The following is a 20144-nucleotide window of genomic DNA, read 5'->3' as shown; positions in this document are numbered from 1 at the left end:
TCAGACCTTCTTCAGCTTGGCGGCCCCGAAAAGACCGTTCGGTTTCACCGCCAGAACGGCGATCAGCAGGGCGAAGACCACGATGTAGGTCCAGGACGAGCCAAGGAAGGACGTCACCATCCCCTCGACAAGGCCATAGAGGAAGCCCGCCAGCATCACCCCCCAGGCCGAGGTCATGCCGCCGAGGATGGCGACTGCAAAGGCCTTCATCCCGAAGAGCGTGCCCATGTCGGAATGCACGGAAAACAGCGGCGCGATGAGCAGACCGGCGGCCCCGGCCAGCATCGACGACAGCGCGAAGCTGCCCGAGATCATCATCGTGGTGTTGATCCCCATGAGGCGCGCGGCCTCGGGGTTCTGCACCACCGCCAGAAGCGCCCTGCCCTGCCGGGTGCGGCGGAACAGCAGCTGCAGGCCGAAGGCCAGCGCGATGGCGACCACGGGGATCAGCAGTTGCAACGGATAGATGCCGGTGCCGAGGATCTGCCAGCTGGTCTCGACCAGCGGCGAGGGCAGGCTGCGCGGCTCGTTCCCGAAGGTGAAGAGCACGGCGTTGTCCAGAAGGATGCCGCCCGCGACGGTGGCCATCAGCCAGCCTTCGTTGCCGCGAATGGCGAAGGGGCGGATGAGGCACAGCTCCACCAGCATCCCCATGAGCGCACAGCCGACCAAGGCAAACGGGTAGCCCAGCCAGATCGGCAGACCCCAGCGTTGGGTGAACACGTAGCCCAGCACAGCGCCAAGCATCACCATGGAGCCTTGGGCGAAATTGACCCGTGAACAGACGGAATAGGTGATCTGGAAGCCAAGGGCGATCAGGCCGTACATGGCGCCAAGCCCCAGCCCGGTCAGGATGGCAGCGGTAAGAAGGGTCATTGGATGCTCCGCTATGGGGATGCCCCCGGCGCGCATCGCCGGGAGCCTGTGTCAGGGGGGGTCAGTCGGCCAGCGGGACGATCTCGCCCTCGACGAAATGGGCGAAGATATAGTCGTCTGGTCCCAGCGCATCCTGGTTGTCCGGCGAGAACGGATCTTCGTAGGTCTTGATGACGCCCTCGACGGTGCCGATTTCGTACATGGCTTCGCGGATGGCGGGGCCTTCGGTGCTGCCGGCGATCTCGATCGCGGCGGCGATCAGCTTGACCGCGTCATAGGCGTTGGCAATGCCGGTGGCCGGGGTCACGTCCGCAAGGCTTTCGATCTCGGGGTACTTGGCCTGAAGCTTCTGGAACAGCGGGTGCTCTTCGGAGGTAAAGAGGAAGGTCTGGATGAAGTGCACCTTCTCGCCCTCGTCGCCGGCAAGCTCGGTGAAGCGGCCACCCGAGGGGCCCCAGTGCGAAGCGACCGGCACATCCCAGCCCATGCGGTCGAGCGATTTGACCACCTGCGCCGAGGGGCCGACGTTGCCCACGAGGAACAGCCCGTCGGCGCCGTTCTCGCGCAGGCGCGTGAGCTGCGGGACGACGTCCACGTCATTGCTTTCGAACTTCTCGATCCCGGCGCTTTCCATGTCGCGCTTGTCGAGCGCCTTGGTCAGGCCCGCTTCGTTGGATTCGCCCCAGGGGTTGTTGATGAGGATCATCCCCGGCTTTTCCGAGCCGTACTCGGTCACGAGGTATTCGGTGATCGCCTCGTCGACGTATTCGTCCACGGCCGAGACGCGGAAGGCGTAGTTTTCCTCGGCGCCGTTCATGGTGATGCCGGTGCCAGCGGCCCACGGGCCGACGAAGGGCACCTGCGCCTGGTTGGCAAAGGGCACGATGGCCATGGACACCGGCGTGTCGAGACCGCCCATCAGCACGGCGACCTTTTCGCGCTGCACCAACTCGCGCGCGGCGACCATGCCGGTGCCGGGGTTGGCCTCGTCATCGCGGCTGACAAGCTCGAGCGGGCGGCCCATCACGCCGCCGGCCTCGTTGATCTCGTCCATGGCAAGCTCGATGCCGCGGGTGATCGCTTCGCCGGACTTGGCGGACTGACCGCTGAGCGCGGCAACGAGGCCGATCTTGATCGGGTCTTCCTGCGCATGCGCGGGGAGGCTGGCCAGCATCGAAAGGGCGGTGGCACCGGCAAGGGCGGCGCGGCGGGTGAACTTGGGCATTGGGCGTGTCTCCGGCTGTCGGGGTGTACGTCTTGTTGCGTGTTGTCGTGCCCTCATATGCCCCCCTGCCCAGCCCCGGGGTCAAAGCGCCGGGGCGTAAAAGCACGCAAAAAACGACTTTGAGAAATTGCCTGCACATTCGGCAGGCAAATCGCATGCAATTTTTGTATGAAATGATCGCAGACAGGTTAACGGCGTGGCGAATCATGCCAGCGTGACCTGCATCAACACGAAGAAGGGACTTCCCGATGACTGCCGCTCTTGCGCTTGATTACGACATGCTGCCGCCCGAGGCGAAAATCGTCCACGATTACCTTGAGGCGTCGATGGTCCCCGACCCTGAACGGGCCGCCACCTACATGTCCGAGGGCGTCACCATCACCTTCACCGGCGGGCGCGTGTACCATCACCCCACCGGCCCCACCGGCTTCAACGCCATGCGCTATGCTTGGGTGAAAAAGGACATGCGCCAGTTCGACGTGGCACAGGGCGCCGAGGGCGTCGTGGTCTATTCCACCGGCTATCTTTACGGCGAATGGCCCGACGGCACCGCTTTCGAGGGCAACCGCTACATCGACCGGTTCGTCGTCGAGAACGGCAAGATCGTGAAGATGGACGTGTGGAACGACAGCGCCGAACGCATCCTCACCGCCCGCGGGATCGAAGCCTAATCGGCTCCGCGCACCCCCGAGGCATAGGGTTCGAGCGCGTCGAGATAGGAGAACCCGTTCTTGCCGCCGGTGTCGAACTGCGCCCGGCTCGAGACGGAATCAAGGTGGGCCCGCGCGATGCCGCGGGCCTTTTCCACGTCACCCTCCTCCATCGCGGCAAGGATGTCGCGGTGTTCTTGTATACCGCAGTTGGACGAATGAGGCCGGGAAAACTGCGAAAGGGTCAGCCCGCAGCGATAGCTCAATTCCTTGACGTAGCGCAGGAGCACGGGGCTGCCGGTGAGTTCCGCCATGAGAATGTGAAACTCGGTCGCCAGCCGGATCGACAGTGGCTCGGGACCATCGCTGGCGGCTTCTTCCTGAGCGATGTGCTCTTCCAGCCGCGCTTTCTGCTGGGCACTTAGGCCAGAGGCAAGGCGGGCGATGACCAGATCCTCGGTATGGGTGCGCAGCTCGAAGAGGTCGCGTGCCTCTTCGAGGCTGGGGGTGGCGACGGCGGCACCCTTGTTGTGGCGCAGCTCCACCAGCCCCTCGGCGGCGAGGCGTTCCAGCGCCTGCCGGATGATGGTGCGGCTGGAGCCGAAGCGTTCACCAAGCGAATCCTCGGGCAGCTTCATCCCCGGCAGCAGCGCCCTTTCCAGGATGGCGGAGCGCAGCGCGCCGCAGATGAGTTCGGACCGGTTCTTCTGTGTCGCCGCGCGTGCCATCCGTGTCGCCCTGCCTTGCCCGCCCTTATTGTCGCGGCGAATTGTATGCATGTGTTGCGGGCAATCACAACGCCCCTTCCAACGAAAAGGGCCGGAGGCAGCTGCCCCCGGCCCGTCCCTTGTCCATAGCGCGCGGCGTCACTCCGCCGCGGGCTGATCCTTGACGAAGGTCTTGTCCTTCTCGCCGCGGAAGAAGTCACGCCCGTAGACGAGGATGCACAGCACCACGCCCACGCCGAAAGCCCAGGCCGCACCACGGGTCGCCAGCACGGCGGCCACCACCCCGGCGATGCCGAGATCGCGCTGCGAGCGGGCTTCCATGATGCCGATGCGCACCGACACGTAGCCCTGGATCAGCAGCGTCAGCGCAAGGGCGATGCCGAGAATCGGCTGTACCAGCGTCACGATTGGCATCAGCAGCAGGCCGGTGTTGGTGCCCCAGCGGAACGAGCCCGCGCCGCCGAAGATGCTGTCCATTGCCTTCTTGCCTTGGGTGAAGCGTTCCACGATGACCACGTGCATGGCCGACCACAGCGGCCCGCACATGGCGACATCCGGCCCGGCGATGGACATCGCCGCGTTACGCGCACCAAAGATCATGTGCGCCCGGTCGGGGCTGTAGTCGATCTTTTCATCGGTGCGCAGGGCGTCGGCCTCGTCGAGGATCGACTTGCTTTGCAGCACGTCCCCGAAAAGCACGATATAGGTGGCCAGCACCGTGGGGATCGCGGTGAGGAACATCGACAGCGGCGGCAGGCCAAGGCCGAAGACCGTGTATTCCGCAAACAGCGTCGCAAAGTCGGGCGACGAGATGCCCCATTCGATGTCCGGCCACGGCGCTTCGCCAAAGATCGGCGCGACGATGATGGCCAGTGCCACGATGGGGAAGATCCCCAGCTTGCCGATCAGGTTAAAGAGCCCGTTCGAGTTCTTTAGCTTGGCGAAATGACGCGAGAAGATGACGTAGAAGGCGATGCCCACGGCGATCGAGATGGTGAAGGGGAAGCTGTCGAACCGCCCGCCCACTTGGAAGACCGAGATCACCGCCGCGATGCCCGCGCCCACGATGACGCCGGACTTGATCGCTTGGGGGATCGCCTGCACCACCCGGTGCGCCAGCCCCGTTACCCCGATGAAGATCGAGAACAGGCCCAGCATCAGCTGGAAGGCAATGAGCGCATGCACCCTCTCCGGGCCCTCCGGGAAGGTCGAGCAATAGGCCATGAGCAGCGGGATCGCCGGGGTAATCCAGCCGGGCACCACCGGGTCGCCCAGAAGGTGGTGCAGCAGGTAGAGAACGCCGTTCATCATGACGATGGCCAGCGCCACCTCGAAGGGCATGCCCAGCAGTTCGGCCATCAGCGGGATCGCCGCAAGGTCCACCGCGCACATCAGAAGGCCCTGGAAATAGTCCGGCCATTCGAAACGGTAGTGCACGAACGGCAGGCGGATCTTGAACGGGCCCGCCGGCCAGTACGGGGTTTCCTGCCCCGGGGTACGGTCTATGCTCATATGTCTCCTCGCAAGACGCAGTTGCCCGCCCCTCTCGGATCGGAGGGTTCAGCGGGCAGTGTGATAAAGGGAAGCCCGCGCGGCGCCTGCGATGCGCGGCCGCGCAGGGGTAATCGCTAAGGGGTCAGTACGCTTCGCGGTAAAGCGCGAGCGCATCCTCCTCGGTGACCTCGACGGGGTTGTTGACCAGAAGCCGGGTCTGAAGCATGGCATCGGACGCAAGCGTCGGAAGGCTGTCTTCGGTCACCTTGCAGTCGCGCAGGCGGCGCGGGGCGCCGGAACGGTCCATGAGGTCTTCCATAAAGGCCACGAAGGCCGCCGAGCGGGCCTGCACGCCCTCGTCCGACGGGCCCATGACCACGTCGGCCAGCTCCGCGTAAAGCGGCGCGGCCTCGGCCATGTTGTAGCGCAGCACCGGCCCGAGCATCAGCGCGTTGGTGAGGCCATGCGGCAGGTGGTAATGCCCGCCGAGCGGATAGGCCAACGCGTGCACGGCAGCCACGGGGCTGTTCGAGAACGCCTGCCCCGCAAGGTTCGCGCCCAGCAGCATCGCCTCGCGCGCGGTGCGGTTGTTGCCGTCTTCGCAGGCGGTGACAAGGTTCGCGGCCATCAGGCGCAGCGCTTCCTTGGCCAGCGCATCCGACATCGGGTTCTTCTTGTGGACCGAGGTGAACGCCTCGATCGCGTGGACCATGGCGTCGATGCCGGTGGCGGCGGTCTGCACGGCGGGCAGTCCGATGCTCAGCTCGGCGTCCAGCAGCACCTTGTCGGCGTAAAGCTGCTGGGACACGATGCCCATCTTGGTGGTCTCGCCGGTGGTCAGGATGGTGATGTTGGTCACCTCCGACCCGGTGCCGGCGGTGGTGGGCACCTGCACCAACGGGGTGCGTTTGCCCTGCACCTTGCCGATGCCGTAAAGCTCGGACAGCGGCTGTTCGCTGACCAGCATCACCGCGACCAGCTTGGCGATGTCCATGGACGATCCGCCGCCAAGGCCCATGACCACGTCGGCACCCGCCGCCCTGCCCTTTTCGACACAGGACATGAGCACCGCCTCGGGCGGATCGGCGACCACGTCGTCGAACACGGTCACGGTGAAACCGGCAGCCTCGAGCGATGCCTTGGCCGGGTCCAAGAGGCCGTTCTCGTGCAGAAACTTGTCGGTGACGATCAGAAGGCTGCGTTCGGTGAACCAGTCTCCCATCAGCTCGCCAAGGCGCTTCGCCGCGCCCCATTCGACCAGCGTCGATCCGGGGGTGTCGAAGGTGAACGGCTTGATACCATCGGTCATTGTCTTGATCTCCTCATGGGTCAGCGCGCCCCTCCCCGGGGCGCGCGGGGGCAGCGGCTCAGATGGCGCTGCAGATGTATTTCATCTCGAGGTAGTCCTCGATCCCGTAGCGCGAACCCTCGCGGCCAAGGCCCGATTGCTTCACGCCACCGAAGGGCGCCACCTCGTTCGAGATGAGGCCGGTATTGTGCCCGACCATACCCGCCTCGAGGCCCTCCGACACGCGCACCATGCGCCCGTGATCCTTGGTGTAGAAATAGGCGGCAAGGCCGAAGATGGTGTCGTTGGCCATGGCGATGGCCTCTTCCTCGGTGTCGAAGGGGAACAGCGGCGCGAGGGGGCCGAAGGTTTCATCCGTGGCCACCTGCATGTCCGGGGTCACGCCCGTCAGGATACCCGGCTCCATGAAGAGCCCGCCAAGGCGCTTGCCGCCCTGGATCAGCGTAGCGCCCTTGGACACCGCGTCATCGATATGCGCCTCGACCTTGTCGAGCGCCTTGGCCTCGATCATCGGGCCGATCTCGGTGCCCGGCTCGGTGCCGTCACCGACCTTGAGGGCTGCGACCTTCTCGGCCAGTTTCGCGGCGAAACTGTCGTAGACGCCGCGCTGCACGAGGATGCGGTTGGCACAGACACAGGTCTGCCCGGCGTTGCGGTACTTGGAGGCCATGGCCCCTTCGACCGCCGCATCGAGGTCCGCGTCATCGAAGACGATGAAGGGCGCGTTGCCGCCCAGCTCAAGGCTGACCTTCTTGATGGTGTCGGCACACTGCGCCATGAGCAGCCGGCCCACCTCGGTGGAGCCGGTGAAGGACAGCTTGCGAACCACGTCGCTGTCGGTGATGACCTTGCCGATCTTCGACGCGGGGCCGGTGACCACCTGGAAGACACCCGCCGGGATGCCCGCACGTTGCGCCAGCTCTCCCAGTGCCAGAGCGGTGAGCGGCGTCAGGTCGGCGGGTCGCACGATCATCGAACAGCCCGCTGCCAGCGCCGGGCCGCATTTGCGGGTGATCATCGCCGCGGGGAAGTTCCACGGGGTAATCGCGGCGGTGACACCGATGGGCTGGCGCAGCACGGTGATGCGCTGGCCGCGCTTGGGCGACGGGATGGTGTCGCCGTAGACACGCTTCGCCTCTTCGGCGAACCACTCGATGAACGACGCGGCATAGCCGATCTCGCCCTTGGCTTCGGCCAGGGGCTTGCCCTGTTCAGAGGTCATGATCAGCGCGAGGTCATCGGCGTTGGCCATCATCAGATCGAACCACTTGCGCAACACGGCCGACCGTTCGGCAGCGGCCCATTGCGCCCAGTCCAGCTGCGCCACCCGCGAGGCTTCGATGACGGCGGGGATCTCATCGGGGGACATGGCCGGAACGGTGCCGACCACGGCGCCGGTGGCGGGGTTGGTCACCTCTGTCACGTTGCCCGAGGCCGCCTGGACCCATGCGCCGTTCACGAGGCAGGCATCCTTGAGAAGTGTGGGGTCGTTGAGCTTGAGCATGTCGGTCCTTCCGGGCGCTTGCAATTTGTCCAGTTGTTCCATATATGAAACACCGTTCTTTATTTGGAACGTATGCGACCGTATGCCACGGAGTCAAGCTCATGCTAGACGTGACGCAACGTTCCGACCCCATGCTGGAGGCCCCATGACCGATCCTGCCAAGCGCCGCGCCCCTGCCGTGCTGCGCGCTGTTCATATCCTTGACCGGCTCGCCGCCACGCCAGAGCCGCTGGGGGTGTCAGACCTTGCGCGCGACATCGGCGCGCCCAAAAGCTCGGTCTACGGGATCTGCGAGACGCTGGCAGAGGCCGGGGTGCTAAATTCCGAAGATCGCGGCTACAGCCTTGCCGCCCACTGCCTGCGCTGGAGCGGGGCCTATATCGAACGCTCCTCGCTTGTGTCGGACTTCCAGCGCATCTTGTCCCGGGACAATCGGCTGGCGCAGTACACCGTCACGCTCTCGACGCTGGAAGGCGACCAGGTCACCTATCTGGCCTGCCGCAACTCGGACAGCCCGCTGGGGTTCACCTTCCGCATCGGGATGAGGTTGCCGGCGGTTTATTCCGCCACCGGCAAGGCGATGCTGTCCCGCCTGCCCCTGCCGGAACGCCACGCTATCTTGGCCCGGCCCTGGCATCCGCCGTTCACCGCCAACAGCGTGGCGGATCTTGCCAGTTTCGATGAGGCGTCAGAGCGCTGGAAGGAACTGGGCTATGCCATCGACAACGGCGAAATCCGCGACGGCATGGTCTGCCTCGGTGCGCCGATCATCGGTCCCGGCGGACGGCCCGTCGCGGGCATCGCGATCTCCATGACAAGCGCCGAAGCGCGGCCCGAGGTGCAGCAGGAACTAGGCGGGATCGTCCGGGACATTGCCGCGAGCATGAACCTGCACCACGGTGACTGACAGTCACTCCGCCTCGTCAAAGGCCCCGGGCGACAGGTCTTCCCAGAAGGCAACGATGGCGTCGGCGTTCAGCGCCGACATCCAGCCATGCCGCTCAAAATCCTCGCGCTGCGCACCCTCGAGGCGGGTCAGGAACAGGCGCTTGTCCGCGTCCCTCTGGGTCGGCGTGCGGGCCTGAGACAGCTCCCGGACGCGGGCAAGACGCCGGGCCCGGGGGGAGGTGGCCGTCGCAGGCGCGGGGTTTCGCGGCGAAACCGGGGCCGCATCCCCTGCCCCGTAATCCTCCTGAAGCGCCCGCGTGAGGTAACCCACGGGGTTGGTCACACCGCCCTGCCCGGCCACGTAATCCATCTTGGCGCGCACGAAATCCTCACCGTGCTGGCCCATCCACTGCCGCGCCAGCCGGTCGGACACCCCAAGCGCCCGCAGCCGCGCATAGACCGGCGAATTGCGCAGCCCCTCGCCATCGTCGAGATCGAGGATCGCCAGCTGCGGGTTCTCGTTGATGCGGAAGCGGATGTCGGTGACAGACCGGCCCATCTTGCGCACTTCCGGGGTCACAACGATGTTCGAGGTCTTGTTCACCTCGGCCACGGCGGGCTTGATGATCTTGGCGTTGAGGTGCTTGAAGGTCTCGTAATAGGGGCTGTCGGCCACGCCCATGAGCCGACGGAAGATGTCCAGAGACCACCATCCGGTGGAGCCCGTGCGCACGAAGCGATAGCAGTTTTCGTACAGCGCCAGCGCGTGACCGGACGTGAACCGCCGCTGGATGTTGAGGTTGATCAGCGCAAAGACCTTGGGGTCGTGCAGCTTTTCCGCCAGTGCCGGGGAATAGGCGTATTCGCACACTCCACCCTTGAGCTTTGCGTAGGACAGCAGCGAGGACACGCCCCATTCCTGCCGCCCTTCCTCGTCAAGCATGTCCCACTCCGCCACGGTCTCGGCCAGTCCCCTCAGGGAGGCCTTGAGCGTATCCATGTCATTGGAATTGTAACCGATCATCAGGCAAAGCGTGCGCGCGTCGATCTGGTGGCGGCTTTGCGAGGTGATGGTGTCATAGGCGTTGAGCAACAGCACGTTCGAAAGCTTGCGCTGCAGCAGCGTGAGCTTTCCCGACACGTGGATGGCGGCGACGTGTTTCTTGACCGCGCCGCGGCGAAGGGGGCCTGTCAGGCGGTCCCGGGGAATGTCTTCCATAGCTGCCCTCATCTGCCCAAGCTGGGCGCGTTGCCTCACGCGTTTGGGGTCGTCATGCGACTCGGCATCGCCCCGATTGCGCCCAGTATCCGGTAAAAGGTATCCGCTGGCAAGAATGGCGCTGGCACCTCAAGACCGCTCCCGTAACCGGGTACCCTAGTCCGCAAAGGGTACCCGGTTACGGGATCTATTGCGCGAGCAGAACGACCGTACGGTGCAATAAGGCTCTATACATGCCGTTTTCCTGAGAGAATTTGCGAATCAGACGGCGTTCCCCGCGAATCGGCACCAAAGATCCCGTATCCGGGTGCCCTTGGACCCGCGTCGGGGTACCCTCGATCCCGAACATGGGCACCTTGGGTATCGTAAGTCACTGCCATGAAACGATGAATCAAAACGGAAAGATTCTAAAGATTCAAAAATAATCAAAGACACTGCTCGTTGTCTTTGCAGGATTTTCCTTAGTTAGGGACTGTTTGGGTGCATCCGAGATTCCCAACCGCAGCCCCATGTGCCATAGTTCAGCGCATATCGCGGCAACAAGCGAACATCAGAGGCAAAATGGCACAGAAACCCGGCGCTTCTTCGAAGCCTGATCTTCCGCCCTATTTCAACATTGACCCCGAGACCGCCGAAGGCAAGCTTGGAGATCCGATAGACACCGCGCGCTTTGCCAAGGCCGCCGCCTTTGCCGCACGGGGGCGCGATGACCTCGCCCGCCGGGGCTATGCGCCGGATGGACAGAAGCGCCTGCGCCGCTTTTCCACCTGGGAAGTCTGCCGCTACCTGATCCCCGTCGCCTCGGCACACCTGCGCCGGGTGCTGCGCCAGAACCCCGACCTGCCGCAGGGCGAGGGCGAGGGCAATTCCAAGTGGTTCACCCTCGAAGAGATCCTGCGCCTGCGCGAGCATTTCGCCGAGGAAGGCGCCAAGGATCGAGAGTACCGCGCCTGGCGACCCGAGGGGCTGCCTGCGAAGGTCGTCGCTGTCGCCAACTTCAAGGGCGGTGTGGGCAAGACCTCGACCTGCGCCCACTTGGCGATGAGCGCGGCGCTTGACGGGTACAAGGTTCTGGTGATCGACCTCGACAGCCAGGGCTCCATGACCTCCATCATGGGCGGCAAGGTCGATGACGAATGGCAGACGGTCTTCCCGCTGCTCGCCCGTGATTTCGCGAAGCACCTCGAAGCCGAGAACCGCGTTCGTGAAGCCGAAGGTCTGCCCCCCGTCGAATTCGACGAAACCCTGAAAGAGGCGCTTGCGGTTTCGCCGCGAAACCTCGTGCAGGAAACCCACTGGCCAAACATTGATCTCATCGGCGCACAGCTGAACCTCTACTGGTCGGAATTCCAGGTGCCGGTGTGGCGCATGCGGGCGCGCAGCTGGCCGCTCTGGGACAGCCTGCTCAATGCGCTGGACGAAGGCGGGATGCTGGACGAGTACGACATCGTCCTGCTCGATACGCCGCCAGCGCTGGGGTATCTGACCATCAACGCGCTCAGCGCAGCCGACATCCTGCTGGTGCCGCTCGGGGCGAGCTTCCTCGAGTTCGACAGCACGGGGCGGTTCTTCGATATGATCTATTCCACCTTCGCCTCCATCGAAGAGGGCGAGAATTCCCGCCGCCGCGCCGAGGGACTGCCCGAGACGCGGTTCGAATGGGACGCGGTGCGCGCGCTGGTGACGCGCTTTGACGCCGCCCAGCAGACCGACCTCGCCAACGTGATCCAGGCCTATTTCGGCGAGTTCATGACCACATACCGCCAGGAGGTCACCGCCATGGTGGGGCAGGCGGGGGAACAGGTTAGCGGCATCTACGAGACCGATTACCGAGATTTCAACCGCGACACCTACGTGCGCGGGCGCGAGACTTTTGACCGCACCTGGGCAGAGGTGAAAGAGGTGATCCTTGGCACCTGGTGGCGGGATCTCAAGATGGCGGAAGCCGAGCGCAACGAGGAGGCAGGCTGATGGCGAAACGCAGGAAACTCGAGGCCCCCTCGGCCGAGGAACTCTCGAAGCTCGAGGCAGAATATACCGGCAGCCCCCTTGGTCGCGCCGCGCCCATCGCGCAGATCGCCGCCGATGCCGCCGGCGCACATGATCCGCGCCCCATGGAGCTGCGCGAGGCGTCTGCCCGTGACAAGGTCGACGCGGCTGCGCTGCGCGAGGCGAAGGGCAGGGGGCTTGTGATGCTCGAGCTGCCTACCGCCGAGATCGACGCCGACGCGCTGGTCCGTGACCGGGTGGTGATGGACCCCGCCGAGATGGAAGAGCTGCGCGCCTCCATCGCCGCCAACGGTCTGCGCCTGCCCGTCGAGGTCTTTCCCCGCGATGGCGAAGGCCCCGCTTGGGGGCTGCTGTCGGGCTATCGTCGCCTGCGGGCGATCCGCGATTTGCATGCGCAGACCGGCGATGACCGTTTTGCCACCGTCAAAGCGGTGGTGCGCGACCCGTCCGCCATGGGCGGCACCTTCGCTGCGATGATCGAAGAGAACGAGATCCGCGCCGCCCTGTCGCCCTTCGAACGCGGCCGCATCGCGGTGATCGCGGCGCAGCAGGGGGCGTTTGCTGGCACCGATGCCGCCGTCGCCGCGCTGTTCCCGGCGGCGTCCAAGGCCAAGCGGTCGAAGATCCGCAGTTTTGCCCTGATCTTCGAGGAACTGGGCGACATGCTGACCTTCCCCGATCAGCTCAAGGAAAAGGACGGGCTGCGCCTTGCCACTGCTCTGCGGGGCGGCGCCGAGGCCAAGCTGCGCGATGCTCTGGCCGAACGGGTGCCTGACAGCGCCGCCGACGAAGCCGAGCTGATCAACGCCGCCATTGCCGAGCTTGACCCGGCAAGCGCGCCAAGCAAGGGCGGGCGCCCGAAAAAGCCCGCGCCAAAGCGCAAGGCCAAAGCGGTGCGCACCCGCGCCGGGATCACGCTGCAGGCGGTCGAGGATGGGCAGGGCTGGGCGATCCGCCTTGCCGGGGCTGACATGGATGAGGCCCGGATCGAGGCGCTGCTGGAGCGCGTCGGCGCTTTTCTGGACGAGGACGAGGCGTGACAGACCATGGGCAGCGATGACAGCGGGTCGGTGCGCAAAAGGCGCTGATCCGCGGATTGACTGGGGCGCGCCGCATTTGCCGCTTGCCGCAGCTGTGCAATCTATCGTTTTGTAAAGATGGGATAAATTCTATCAGCGCCCATCCGGGTGACGTCCGACGCCGATAGGGTAGGGGGGCTGTGCCTGGCGTGCTAGGCTTAGTCGTCCTCGCCGATGGCGGGCGCGGCGTAGAAGCGCGAGGCGATCTCGCGCATCTTGCCCGACCGGAAGAGTTCCGGCATCGACCATTCCGGCTCGTCCCCGGCAAACAGGTCGAGGAAGGCGATGGCCAGCGACGGGTCCTGTTCCACGTTCTCGCGGAAGCTCCACCAGGTGCGGGCCTCGGCCATGGCGGGACTGACGTGCTGTTCGTGGTGGAAGTCGTTTTCCAGCACCAGCCCCCGCACGTTGAGGCAGAAGGCCACGTAAAGGTATCCCTCGGGCCAGAAATACGCGGGGTTCGACTGGTCCGCATTCTCGGGGCGCGCCTCCAGCGTGGCGGGTTTCAGCGCCAGCAGGGTGCGCAGCATCAGCCCGGCGGCAAAGCCCACATAGGCCTGCTTGTCATCCGCGTGGATCGGCTTTTGCGCCTCGAAGGCGCGGAGCCATTCGGCAAAGACCTTCGCCAGCGCGGCATGGTCGATGGCAAAGCGGTTGCCGGTTTCAGCCTCGGTCTTGTCTGCCTGTTCCTCGAAGGCGCGCACGAACCAACGCAGGCGCTGCGCGGCCTTGTGAAGCGGCTGGACGGTGGGGGCCTCGGGCAGGGTCATGGCAGGTTCCTAAAGGTGGTCCGACGCGCGGGTGAGGAAGGCGGCAAGCTGCGCCTCGTCCTGCATGGCGGCGAGGGCATCGCCCTTGGTGGCAAGCACCAGCGCAAGGGCGAGGTCCACCAGCTTGTCCTCTTCGGCAAGGCTGGTGCACCGGTCCGACAGCAGCCAGACCGCGATGGCCAGAAGCGACAGGGTGATGTCGGCCTTCTCGCCTGCGTCGAGGTGGGTGTAAAGCCCCGGCGCCGTTCCGATGACCCCGGCCCCGAGCACGGCCTGAACCAGCCGCGCGGCATTCTCGCCCGGTGTGCCTGCGCCTTGCGGCAGGCGGGCCAGCTCACTGGCCAGCAGGGTCTCCGACAAAAGCGGGTGGTAGGTGTCCGGCCCCCGCGCGTGGTCGAGGTGGTTCCAGGCATGGCCGATGACCACGGCGGTGGTTTCCGCCGCTGCCCGCTCGTCTGTGCCGCCCTGCACGAGCCGTGCGGCAAGGGCGATCTGCTCCGGCGACAGCGGCGCGCTCACCAGCCGCTTGCCGGTGGAGCGGATTGACCGGAACGCCGCCGACAGCCCGGCGCGCAGCGGCTCGGGCAGCATCTTTGCCGCCGGCCCAAGCGCGTGGTGGGTGCCGTCCGCGATGCTAGCCGCTCCGCGCAGCGCGTCGCGCAGGGGGATCTTCGGGTCCGGGAAGAAGGGTGCTGGTCTCATCACTGCGTCCGTTGGTGTCTCCCTCAGCATAGACACGCAAGGGGGTGGTTTCCATGAATTTCAGGGTGCCGTCCAGCGTCGTGATCCCCGCCTGTGATCCAAGCCCGGTGGCGTTCTGCGCCGAAGACGCCTGAGCGATGCGGATGCAACCCGCCAGATCCCAGCGAAGGTGCAGCCCCGTGGCGAAGCCTGCATTGAAGCAATCGCCGCAGCCGCAGGAGCAGATCATGTCGATCCGGTAGGCGGGAATGTCGATGCGCGCGCCGGTGGTGTCGCGGTACATGGCGCCATTGGCCCCCAGCGTCAGGATCACCGCCCCCGCACCCTGATCAAGCAGGAACTGCGCAATGTCCTCGTGGTCGGTGAGGCCCGACAGCGCGGCGGCCTCTTCTTCGGAGGGCATGAAATAGTCGGTGTGGGGAAGCAGCGGTTTGATCCGGGCGAAATCGTCCCGGGTCGAGGCGAAGACATCGAGCGTCGTGGTGATGCCGCGCCGCTTGGCCTCGGCCATGATCTCGGCGTTGCGGGCCTTGTCCATGGCGTCCATCAGTCCGACCCCGCCCACATGCAGGATCTTCGTATCAAGGACCTGGTCCAGCTGGTCATCACCGACGAAGAACGCCCCCGTCGCGCCAAGCTTGTGCAGGGCAGGGCGCTGGCCGTCGGGGCGGGTGGTGACGACGCTGGACGAAGTGGCCACCCCGTCGCAACGCTGCATCATCGCGGTGTCGACGCCGAAATCGGCAAAGCGCCGCAGCACCCAATCGCCCATGAGGTCATTGCCGACCCCGCCCACCGCCTGCACCTTCAGCCCGTGCTTGGCAGCGACCACGGCGGCGGACCCGGCCGCGCCGGAAAGCGCCAGGGCGAAATCATCGACGAAATAGGTGCCGCCCGCGGGCGGGATGTCGTTCACCGGGCGCACCAGCGCGTCGAAGGTATGAAAGCCAAGGGCCGTGTAGTCGAAAGTCATGATGTCCTCCTCCTGCCGGTTCGGCGCGGGTCTTCCTCCGCCCCGAACCGGCCTCCGGGGTCAGCGTAGCCGCTGACCGGTGGCCGTGTCGAAAAGATAAATCCGCGTGAGATCGAAGGTCACCGTCTCGGGGGTGTTGAGCGTTGCGCGGTAGTCGCGGTCGGCCTTCACCTCGATGAGCTTGTCCCCGGCCTTCACCGTCAGGTAGGTGACATCCCCCGTGGGTTCGACCCCGTAGACCGTGCCCGACAGATGCGTCGGAATGCCGGTGACGGTGCAATCCTCGGGGCGCACGCCAAGCGTCACCTGCCCCGAATGGCGGGTGGAGAGGTTCTCGACCGCAATGCCCGGCGCGCGAAAGACGCCGCCCTCCAGCGTGCCTTCGACAAGGTTCATGGGTGGAGAGCCGATGAAGGCCGCCACGAAGGTGTTGGCCGGGTCGTTGTAGATCTGGTCCGGCGTGCCGATCTGCTGGATCGCGCCCTTTTCCATGATGACGATGCGGTCCGCCAGGGTCATCGCCTCGATCTGGTCATGGGTCACGTAGACGGTGGTGATCTTCAATTCACGCTGGATGTGCTTGATCTGCACCCGCATGGCCTGCCGCAGCTTGGCGTCAAGGTTCGACAGCGGCTCGTCCATGAGGAACACCTGCGGCTGGCGCACGATGGCCCGCGCCAGAGCCGCCCTCTGCCGCTGCCCGCCGGACAGCGCGCCGGGCTTGCGGTCGAGGTAGTCGGTCAGCTCAACGAATTCCGCCGCGCGGCGGACCTTGGCGTCATGCTGATCCTTGGGCACCCCGCGCATGCGCAGCGGGAAGCGGATGTTCTCGTAGATGGTCATGTTGGGGTAAAGCGCGTAGCCCTGGAACACCATGGCCACGTCGCGGTCGCGGGCGTCGATCTCGTTCATGGTCTCGCCGTCCATGACGATGGCGCCTTCGGAGGGGTCTTCGAGCCCGGCGATCATCCGCATGGTGGTGGTCTTGCCGCAACCGGACGGGCCGAGGAAGACGATGAACTCCTCGTCCTCGATGTCGATGTTGACGTCCGACACCCCCTTCACCGCGCCCCAGCTTTTCTGGATGTCCTTCAGTTCGATGCGTGCCATTGGTGTTATCCTTTCACCGCGCCCATGGTCAGCCCGCGCGACAGGTGCTTCTGGATGGCGACCACCACGAGAAAGACCGGCACGAAGGCGAGGAAGGCGACAAGAGCGATTGCGTTGTAGATGACCCCGTCCGAGCCGCCGGTGAAGTTCGAGAGCGCGACGGACATGGTGTAGGCGTCGGGCGTCGAGGCGATGAGCAGGGTGAATAGGAATTCGTTGATCGCGAAGATCATCGCGATGACGGAGGCCGTGATGATGCCCGGCAGTATGGCGGGAATGATGATCTCCCACAGGATGCGCAGCTCTCCGGCGCCGTCGGTCTTGGCGGCGTCCTCGAGCTCTTTAGGGATGTCGAGCATATAGCTGCGGATGATCCACGTCACGAAGGACAGGTTGATCGCGGCATAGATCAGCATGAGCGCCCAGATCGTATCGAGCAGCCCGAGGTTGCGGAACAGGAAGAAGATCGGCACCGCCACGATGGCCGGGGCCATCATCCGCGTGGACAGGATGTAAAAGCCGATGTCCTCGCGGCCCTTGTAGGTGAAGCGCGACAGCGAATAGGCCGCCGGGATCGCCAGCACGAGGTCGATGATGACCGACCCTATGATGGCCGCCACCGAGTTGCGCAGATACTGGCCCATGGGCCAGTCCGACCAGATCATGTGCCACGCATCCAAGGAGAAGCTGGGGAAATAGATCGGCTGCGGCGTGATGATTTCCGTTCTCGGGCGCAGACCGATGGACAGGAACCACAGCACCGGGGCCAGGCAGAACAGCGCCCATCCGCCAAGGATGAGATAGCGCAGGGCAAGGTTCTCGCCTTTGGATTTCTTGCGTTGGGATGCCATTGGGTCAGCTCCTCGACGACACGAAGGCGCGCTTCACCACAAGCTGCGCGATGACGATGGTGATGATCAGCATGATGACCGACGCTGCCGAGGCATAGCCGAAGTTGAAGAACTTGAAGCCGGTGCGGTAGATGAAATAGCTGATCGTCTCGGTGCCGAAGGCGGGGCCGCCCTTGGTGATGATGAAGACGTTGGTGAACATCGTGGTGATGTCGATCGCCCGCAGGATCAGCGCCACGGCGATGATCGGTTTCATCATCGGAAGCGAGATGTTCCAGAAGATCGCGTACCACGACGCACCATCAAGGCGCGCGGCTTCTTCGACCTCTTCGTCCTGCCCCTGAAGGCCCGCGACGAAGATGATGAACAGGAACGGCGTCCACTGCCACACATCAGCAAGGATCAGGATGCCCCGGCTCATCCAGGTGGAGGACTGGAAGGCGATGTTGCCGTCGATCAGGCCGATCTTCATCAGCAGGTCGGCAAAGACCCGGCCATCGAGGAAGAACAGCTTGTAGATGAAGGCCACCGCCGAGGGCATGAACAGCATCGGCACCAGGAAGATGATCCGCCAGCCCTTCACCCACGGATCGCGGTAGGCGTAGAAGGCCAGCGCCAGCGCCAGCACGCACTGCAGTATCAGGCTGATCGACCCGATCACGAAGGTGTTCCAGAGCGCGCCCCAGAACTGGTAGTCGGTCAGCAGCTTTTCATAGTTGGCAAGCCCGACGGGCCGCCACGGGCCGAACTTCACCTCGTGGAAGCTTTGGATGATGGCGTAGACGCCGGGATAAAGCGTGATCAGCATGAGGTAGATCACCGCGGGCGCCACCAGAAGGTAGGGCAGGGCGGCCTTCATGCGCTTGCTGCGGCGTCTCATCGTCGGGCGTGCCGGGTTGGCCGGGGCAGCCTTGGCCGCCCCGGACACCGACAGGGATGGGTTGCTCATGACGAGCTCCTTTGCACTGTCCTTGATGCGTCCGGCCCTCAGAAGGGCAAATCGCGGCCTTCACCGACATAAAGACCGGGCAGCGCCTCGGCGTAGTCCACCGGGTCCGCGCCTTGGTAGAAGCCGTTGGATGCCATGATGTCGCGCACCGCCGCGGCGGCGTTGTCGAGCGCTTCCTTGCCCGAGATCTGGCCCACGACGGCGCGGTTGATCTCGTTGCCGATGGCCTGCTCGATGGGGAAGGCGCCGGGCAGGCGCGGGGCGCACCAAGCATGCTCGAGGCTTTCGCCCCAGACCTTTGCTGGCTGCGACACTTCCTGAAGGTTGGGGTTCTGCAGCACCGACTTGTAGCCCGGTCCCACGCCGTTGGCGTTGGCTTCGTTCATTGCCATGATCGACGCGGTGGTGAGGAACGCCAGCATGAGGAACGCCCCTTCGGGGTTTTGCGCCGCCGCCGCCACGCAGGAGGTCGACCCCGCGATGTTCGGCGGAGCAAACCGCCCGCCCGAGATGCGCGGCTCGTAGATGGTGACGAAATCGCCCACGATCTGGCTCTGGTCCGGGCGCATGGCCTGGGTGCCGCTGTCCTGCCAGCTGATGTTGGTGGCGACCTGCCCGCCCAGCCATCCGGCGCGGTTCTCCGGCCAGCCTGAGCCGGCAAAGCCTTCGTTGGCGTTCTTCGACAGGGCCATGATGATGTCCATGCCCTTCTGGCCTGCGTCGCCGTTGAAGATCGGCTCCCAGTTCTCGTCGAACAGCATCATGCCTGCCTGCGCCGAAATATGCTCCCACGTGTAGGTGGACCACATGCCAGGGGCACACATCAGGCCGACGCCCGAAACACCCGGTTCGATCTTGTTGAGTTCGCCCGAAAGGCGGATCAGCTCGTCATAGGTCGGGACCGATTGCGACAGGTCGATGGGGCCGCCGAGGACCTGTTCGACATAGCTCTTGCGCAGGTGGACCATCTGCACGTCGCAATCGAACGGGATGCCGTACATCTCGCCGTTGAAGTAGCCGTAGTTGATCCGGTAGGTGTCGTAGAAATCGTCCAGCGGCAGCGACCACTTGTCAGCGAATTCCTGCAGCGGGTGCAGGAAGCCCGGCGCGGCGAAATCTCCGATCCACGGCGAGAAGAACTGCAGCGCGTCGAACGAAGCGTTGCCGGAAATGAACTCGGCCAGCGCCTTATCGTAGAAGCTGTCGTCCGGGATCGGCACAAGTTCCACCTTGATCCCCGACAGCTGCTCGAAGGGTACGAGGCCTGCGGCGGCGGATTCCGCGTCTGCCGCGCCTACGGCAAAGCGCACCGTGGTGCCCGACAGCTGCGCGCGCACCTCTTCCCAGTCGACGGTGCGGATCCAGTCCTTGGAGTTGTCCCAGATCGGCTTGTCGTCAGACATGCCGTAGAGCTCCTGGTAGTCCTGCCGCACGTATTTCGAGATCGAGATGTCGTTCAGGATGCTTTGCGGATCGGGCAGCGACCCTTGCGCGATTGCGCGCCCCGCCCACCCGGTGCTTCCGGCTGCAAGGCCGAAGGCGGATGTGCGCGTTATGAACGATCTCCGAGACAGCTTTCCGCTGATACCCATCGAGTTTCCTCCCTTGATGGTCTGTGCCGCCCTCTCCTTCCTTTCCCTCCCGGAAAGGCCCCCTGAGACCGGCAGAACTCACATTAGAACAAATCAATGTTCTGATGTACTATTGTTCTTACCATCTGCGTCGGTCAACAAGAATGTTTCGATATTCCTATATGTGCTGCGTCGCGGCGAGGTGCCGGAAGGTGTAGTTCGAACAAAATGATTGA

The 20144-nt window shown here is 64.7% G+C and carries 18 protein-coding genes; 4 read left to right on the top strand and 14 right to left on the bottom strand.

The annotated features are described in order from the left end of the window. Both IEX41_RS18790 and IEX41_RS18785 read right to left on the bottom strand, forming a co-directional pair. Positions 1-876 carry a branched-chain amino acid ABC transporter permease gene (locus IEX41_RS18790; protein WP_188791863.1) on the bottom strand — a complete coding sequence of 292 codons (876 nt, stop codon included), beginning with the start codon at positions 874-876 and terminating at the stop codon, positions 1-3. A 61-nt stretch (positions 877-937) separates the two neighbouring features. Continuing rightward, complete coding sequence (locus IEX41_RS18785) at positions 938-2101, bottom strand: ABC transporter substrate-binding protein (protein ID WP_188791862.1); 1164 nt, start codon at positions 2099-2101, stop codon at positions 938-940. 248 nt (positions 2102-2349) lie between these two features. On the opposite strand from IEX41_RS18785, the gene IEX41_RS18780 reads away from it, so the two are divergent. Beyond that, entirely contained in the window at positions 2350-2772 is a 423-nt protein-coding gene (locus IEX41_RS18780; RefSeq protein ID WP_188791861.1) for a nuclear transport factor 2 family protein, read from the top strand. Here the strand turns inward: IEX41_RS18780 and IEX41_RS18775 are convergent. The 4 genes from IEX41_RS18775 to IEX41_RS18760 form a co-directional block, all read right to left on the bottom strand. After that, a complete protein-coding gene (locus IEX41_RS18775) occupies positions 2769-3479 on the bottom strand; it encodes a GntR family transcriptional regulator (protein ID WP_188791860.1) in 711 nt (236 codons plus the stop codon). The genes IEX41_RS18780 and IEX41_RS18775 overlap by 4 nt on opposite strands. 138 nt (positions 3480-3617) lie before the next feature. Next, complete coding sequence (locus tag IEX41_RS18770) at positions 3618-4991, bottom strand: hypothetical protein (RefSeq protein WP_188791859.1); 1374 nt, start codon at positions 4989-4991, stop codon at positions 3618-3620. Positions 4992-5115: 124 nt separating this feature from the next. Beyond that, positions 5116-6282, bottom strand: coding sequence for an iron-containing alcohol dehydrogenase (locus IEX41_RS18765; protein ID WP_188791858.1), 1167 nt, complete (start codon positions 6280-6282; stop codon positions 5116-5118). 58 nt (positions 6283-6340) lie between these two features. Further along, entirely contained in the window at positions 6341-7786 is a 1446-nt protein-coding gene (locus tag IEX41_RS18760; protein ID WP_188791857.1) for an NAD-dependent succinate-semialdehyde dehydrogenase, read from the bottom strand. Between the two features lie 145 nt (positions 7787-7931). Between IEX41_RS18760 and IEX41_RS18755 the strand changes: the two genes are divergently transcribed. Next, positions 7932-8693 carry an IclR family transcriptional regulator gene (locus IEX41_RS18755; RefSeq protein ID WP_188791856.1) on the top strand — a complete coding sequence of 254 codons (762 nt, stop codon included), beginning with the start codon at positions 7932-7934 and terminating at the stop codon, positions 8691-8693. Positions 8694-8696: 3 nt separating this feature from the next. Here IEX41_RS18755 and IEX41_RS18750 read toward each other — a convergent pair whose 3' ends face one another. Beyond that, positions 8697-9893, bottom strand: coding sequence for a replication initiation protein (locus tag IEX41_RS18750; protein ID WP_188791855.1), 1197 nt, complete (start codon positions 9891-9893; stop codon positions 8697-8699). A 561-nt stretch (positions 9894-10454) separates the two neighbouring features. Here IEX41_RS18750 and IEX41_RS18745 point away from each other — a divergent pair. Next, positions 10455-11864, top strand: coding sequence for an AAA family ATPase (locus IEX41_RS18745; RefSeq protein ID WP_188791854.1), 1410 nt, complete (start codon positions 10455-10457; stop codon positions 11862-11864). Beyond that, entirely contained in the window at positions 11864-12943 is a 1080-nt protein-coding gene (locus tag IEX41_RS18740) for a ParB N-terminal domain-containing protein (protein ID WP_188791853.1), read from the top strand. The genes IEX41_RS18745 and IEX41_RS18740 overlap by 1 nt, the downstream gene beginning before the upstream one ends. A 197-nt stretch (positions 12944-13140) precedes the next feature. On the opposite strand, the gene IEX41_RS18735 is transcribed toward IEX41_RS18740, so the two are convergent. The 7 genes from IEX41_RS18735 to IEX41_RS18705 are packed head-to-tail and all read right to left on the bottom strand — an operon-like array spanning position 13141 to position 19929. Beyond that, entirely contained in the window at positions 13141-13752 is a 612-nt protein-coding gene (locus tag IEX41_RS18735) for a hypothetical protein (protein WP_188791852.1), read from the bottom strand. Positions 13753-13761: 9 nt separating this feature from the next. Next, complete coding sequence (locus IEX41_RS18730) at positions 13762-14454, bottom strand: hypothetical protein (protein ID WP_188791851.1); 693 nt, start codon at positions 14452-14454, stop codon at positions 13762-13764. After that, entirely contained in the window at positions 14387-15427 is a 1041-nt protein-coding gene (locus IEX41_RS18725) for a carbohydrate kinase family protein (RefSeq protein ID WP_188791850.1), read from the bottom strand. The genes IEX41_RS18730 and IEX41_RS18725 overlap by 68 nt, the downstream gene beginning before the upstream one ends. Positions 15428-15487: 60 nt before the next feature. Beyond that, positions 15488-16537, bottom strand: a complete 1050-nt coding sequence (locus tag IEX41_RS18720; RefSeq protein ID WP_188791849.1) for an ABC transporter ATP-binding protein — start codon at positions 16535-16537, stop codon at positions 15488-15490. Positions 16538-16542: 5 nt separating this feature from the next. Beyond that, a complete protein-coding gene (locus tag IEX41_RS18715; RefSeq protein WP_188791848.1) occupies positions 16543-17388 on the bottom strand; it encodes a carbohydrate ABC transporter permease in 846 nt (281 codons plus the stop codon). A 4-nt stretch (positions 17389-17392) separates the two neighbouring features. Next, entirely contained in the window at positions 17393-18337 is a 945-nt protein-coding gene (locus tag IEX41_RS18710) for a carbohydrate ABC transporter permease (protein ID WP_188791847.1), read from the bottom strand. Between the two features lie 38 nt (positions 18338-18375). Then, positions 18376-19929: an ABC transporter substrate-binding protein gene (locus tag IEX41_RS18705; protein WP_188791846.1), complete on the bottom strand. Its 1554-nt coding sequence runs from the start codon at positions 19927-19929 to the stop codon at positions 18376-18378. Positions 19930-20144 lie beyond the last annotated feature (215 nt).

It is taken from the genome of Salipiger pallidus, assembly GCF_014643635.1.
GTDB classification, from domain to species: domain Bacteria; phylum Pseudomonadota; class Alphaproteobacteria; order Rhodobacterales; family Rhodobacteraceae; genus Salipiger; species Salipiger pallidus.
This window is presented reverse-complemented; position numbering and strand designations above follow the sequence as displayed.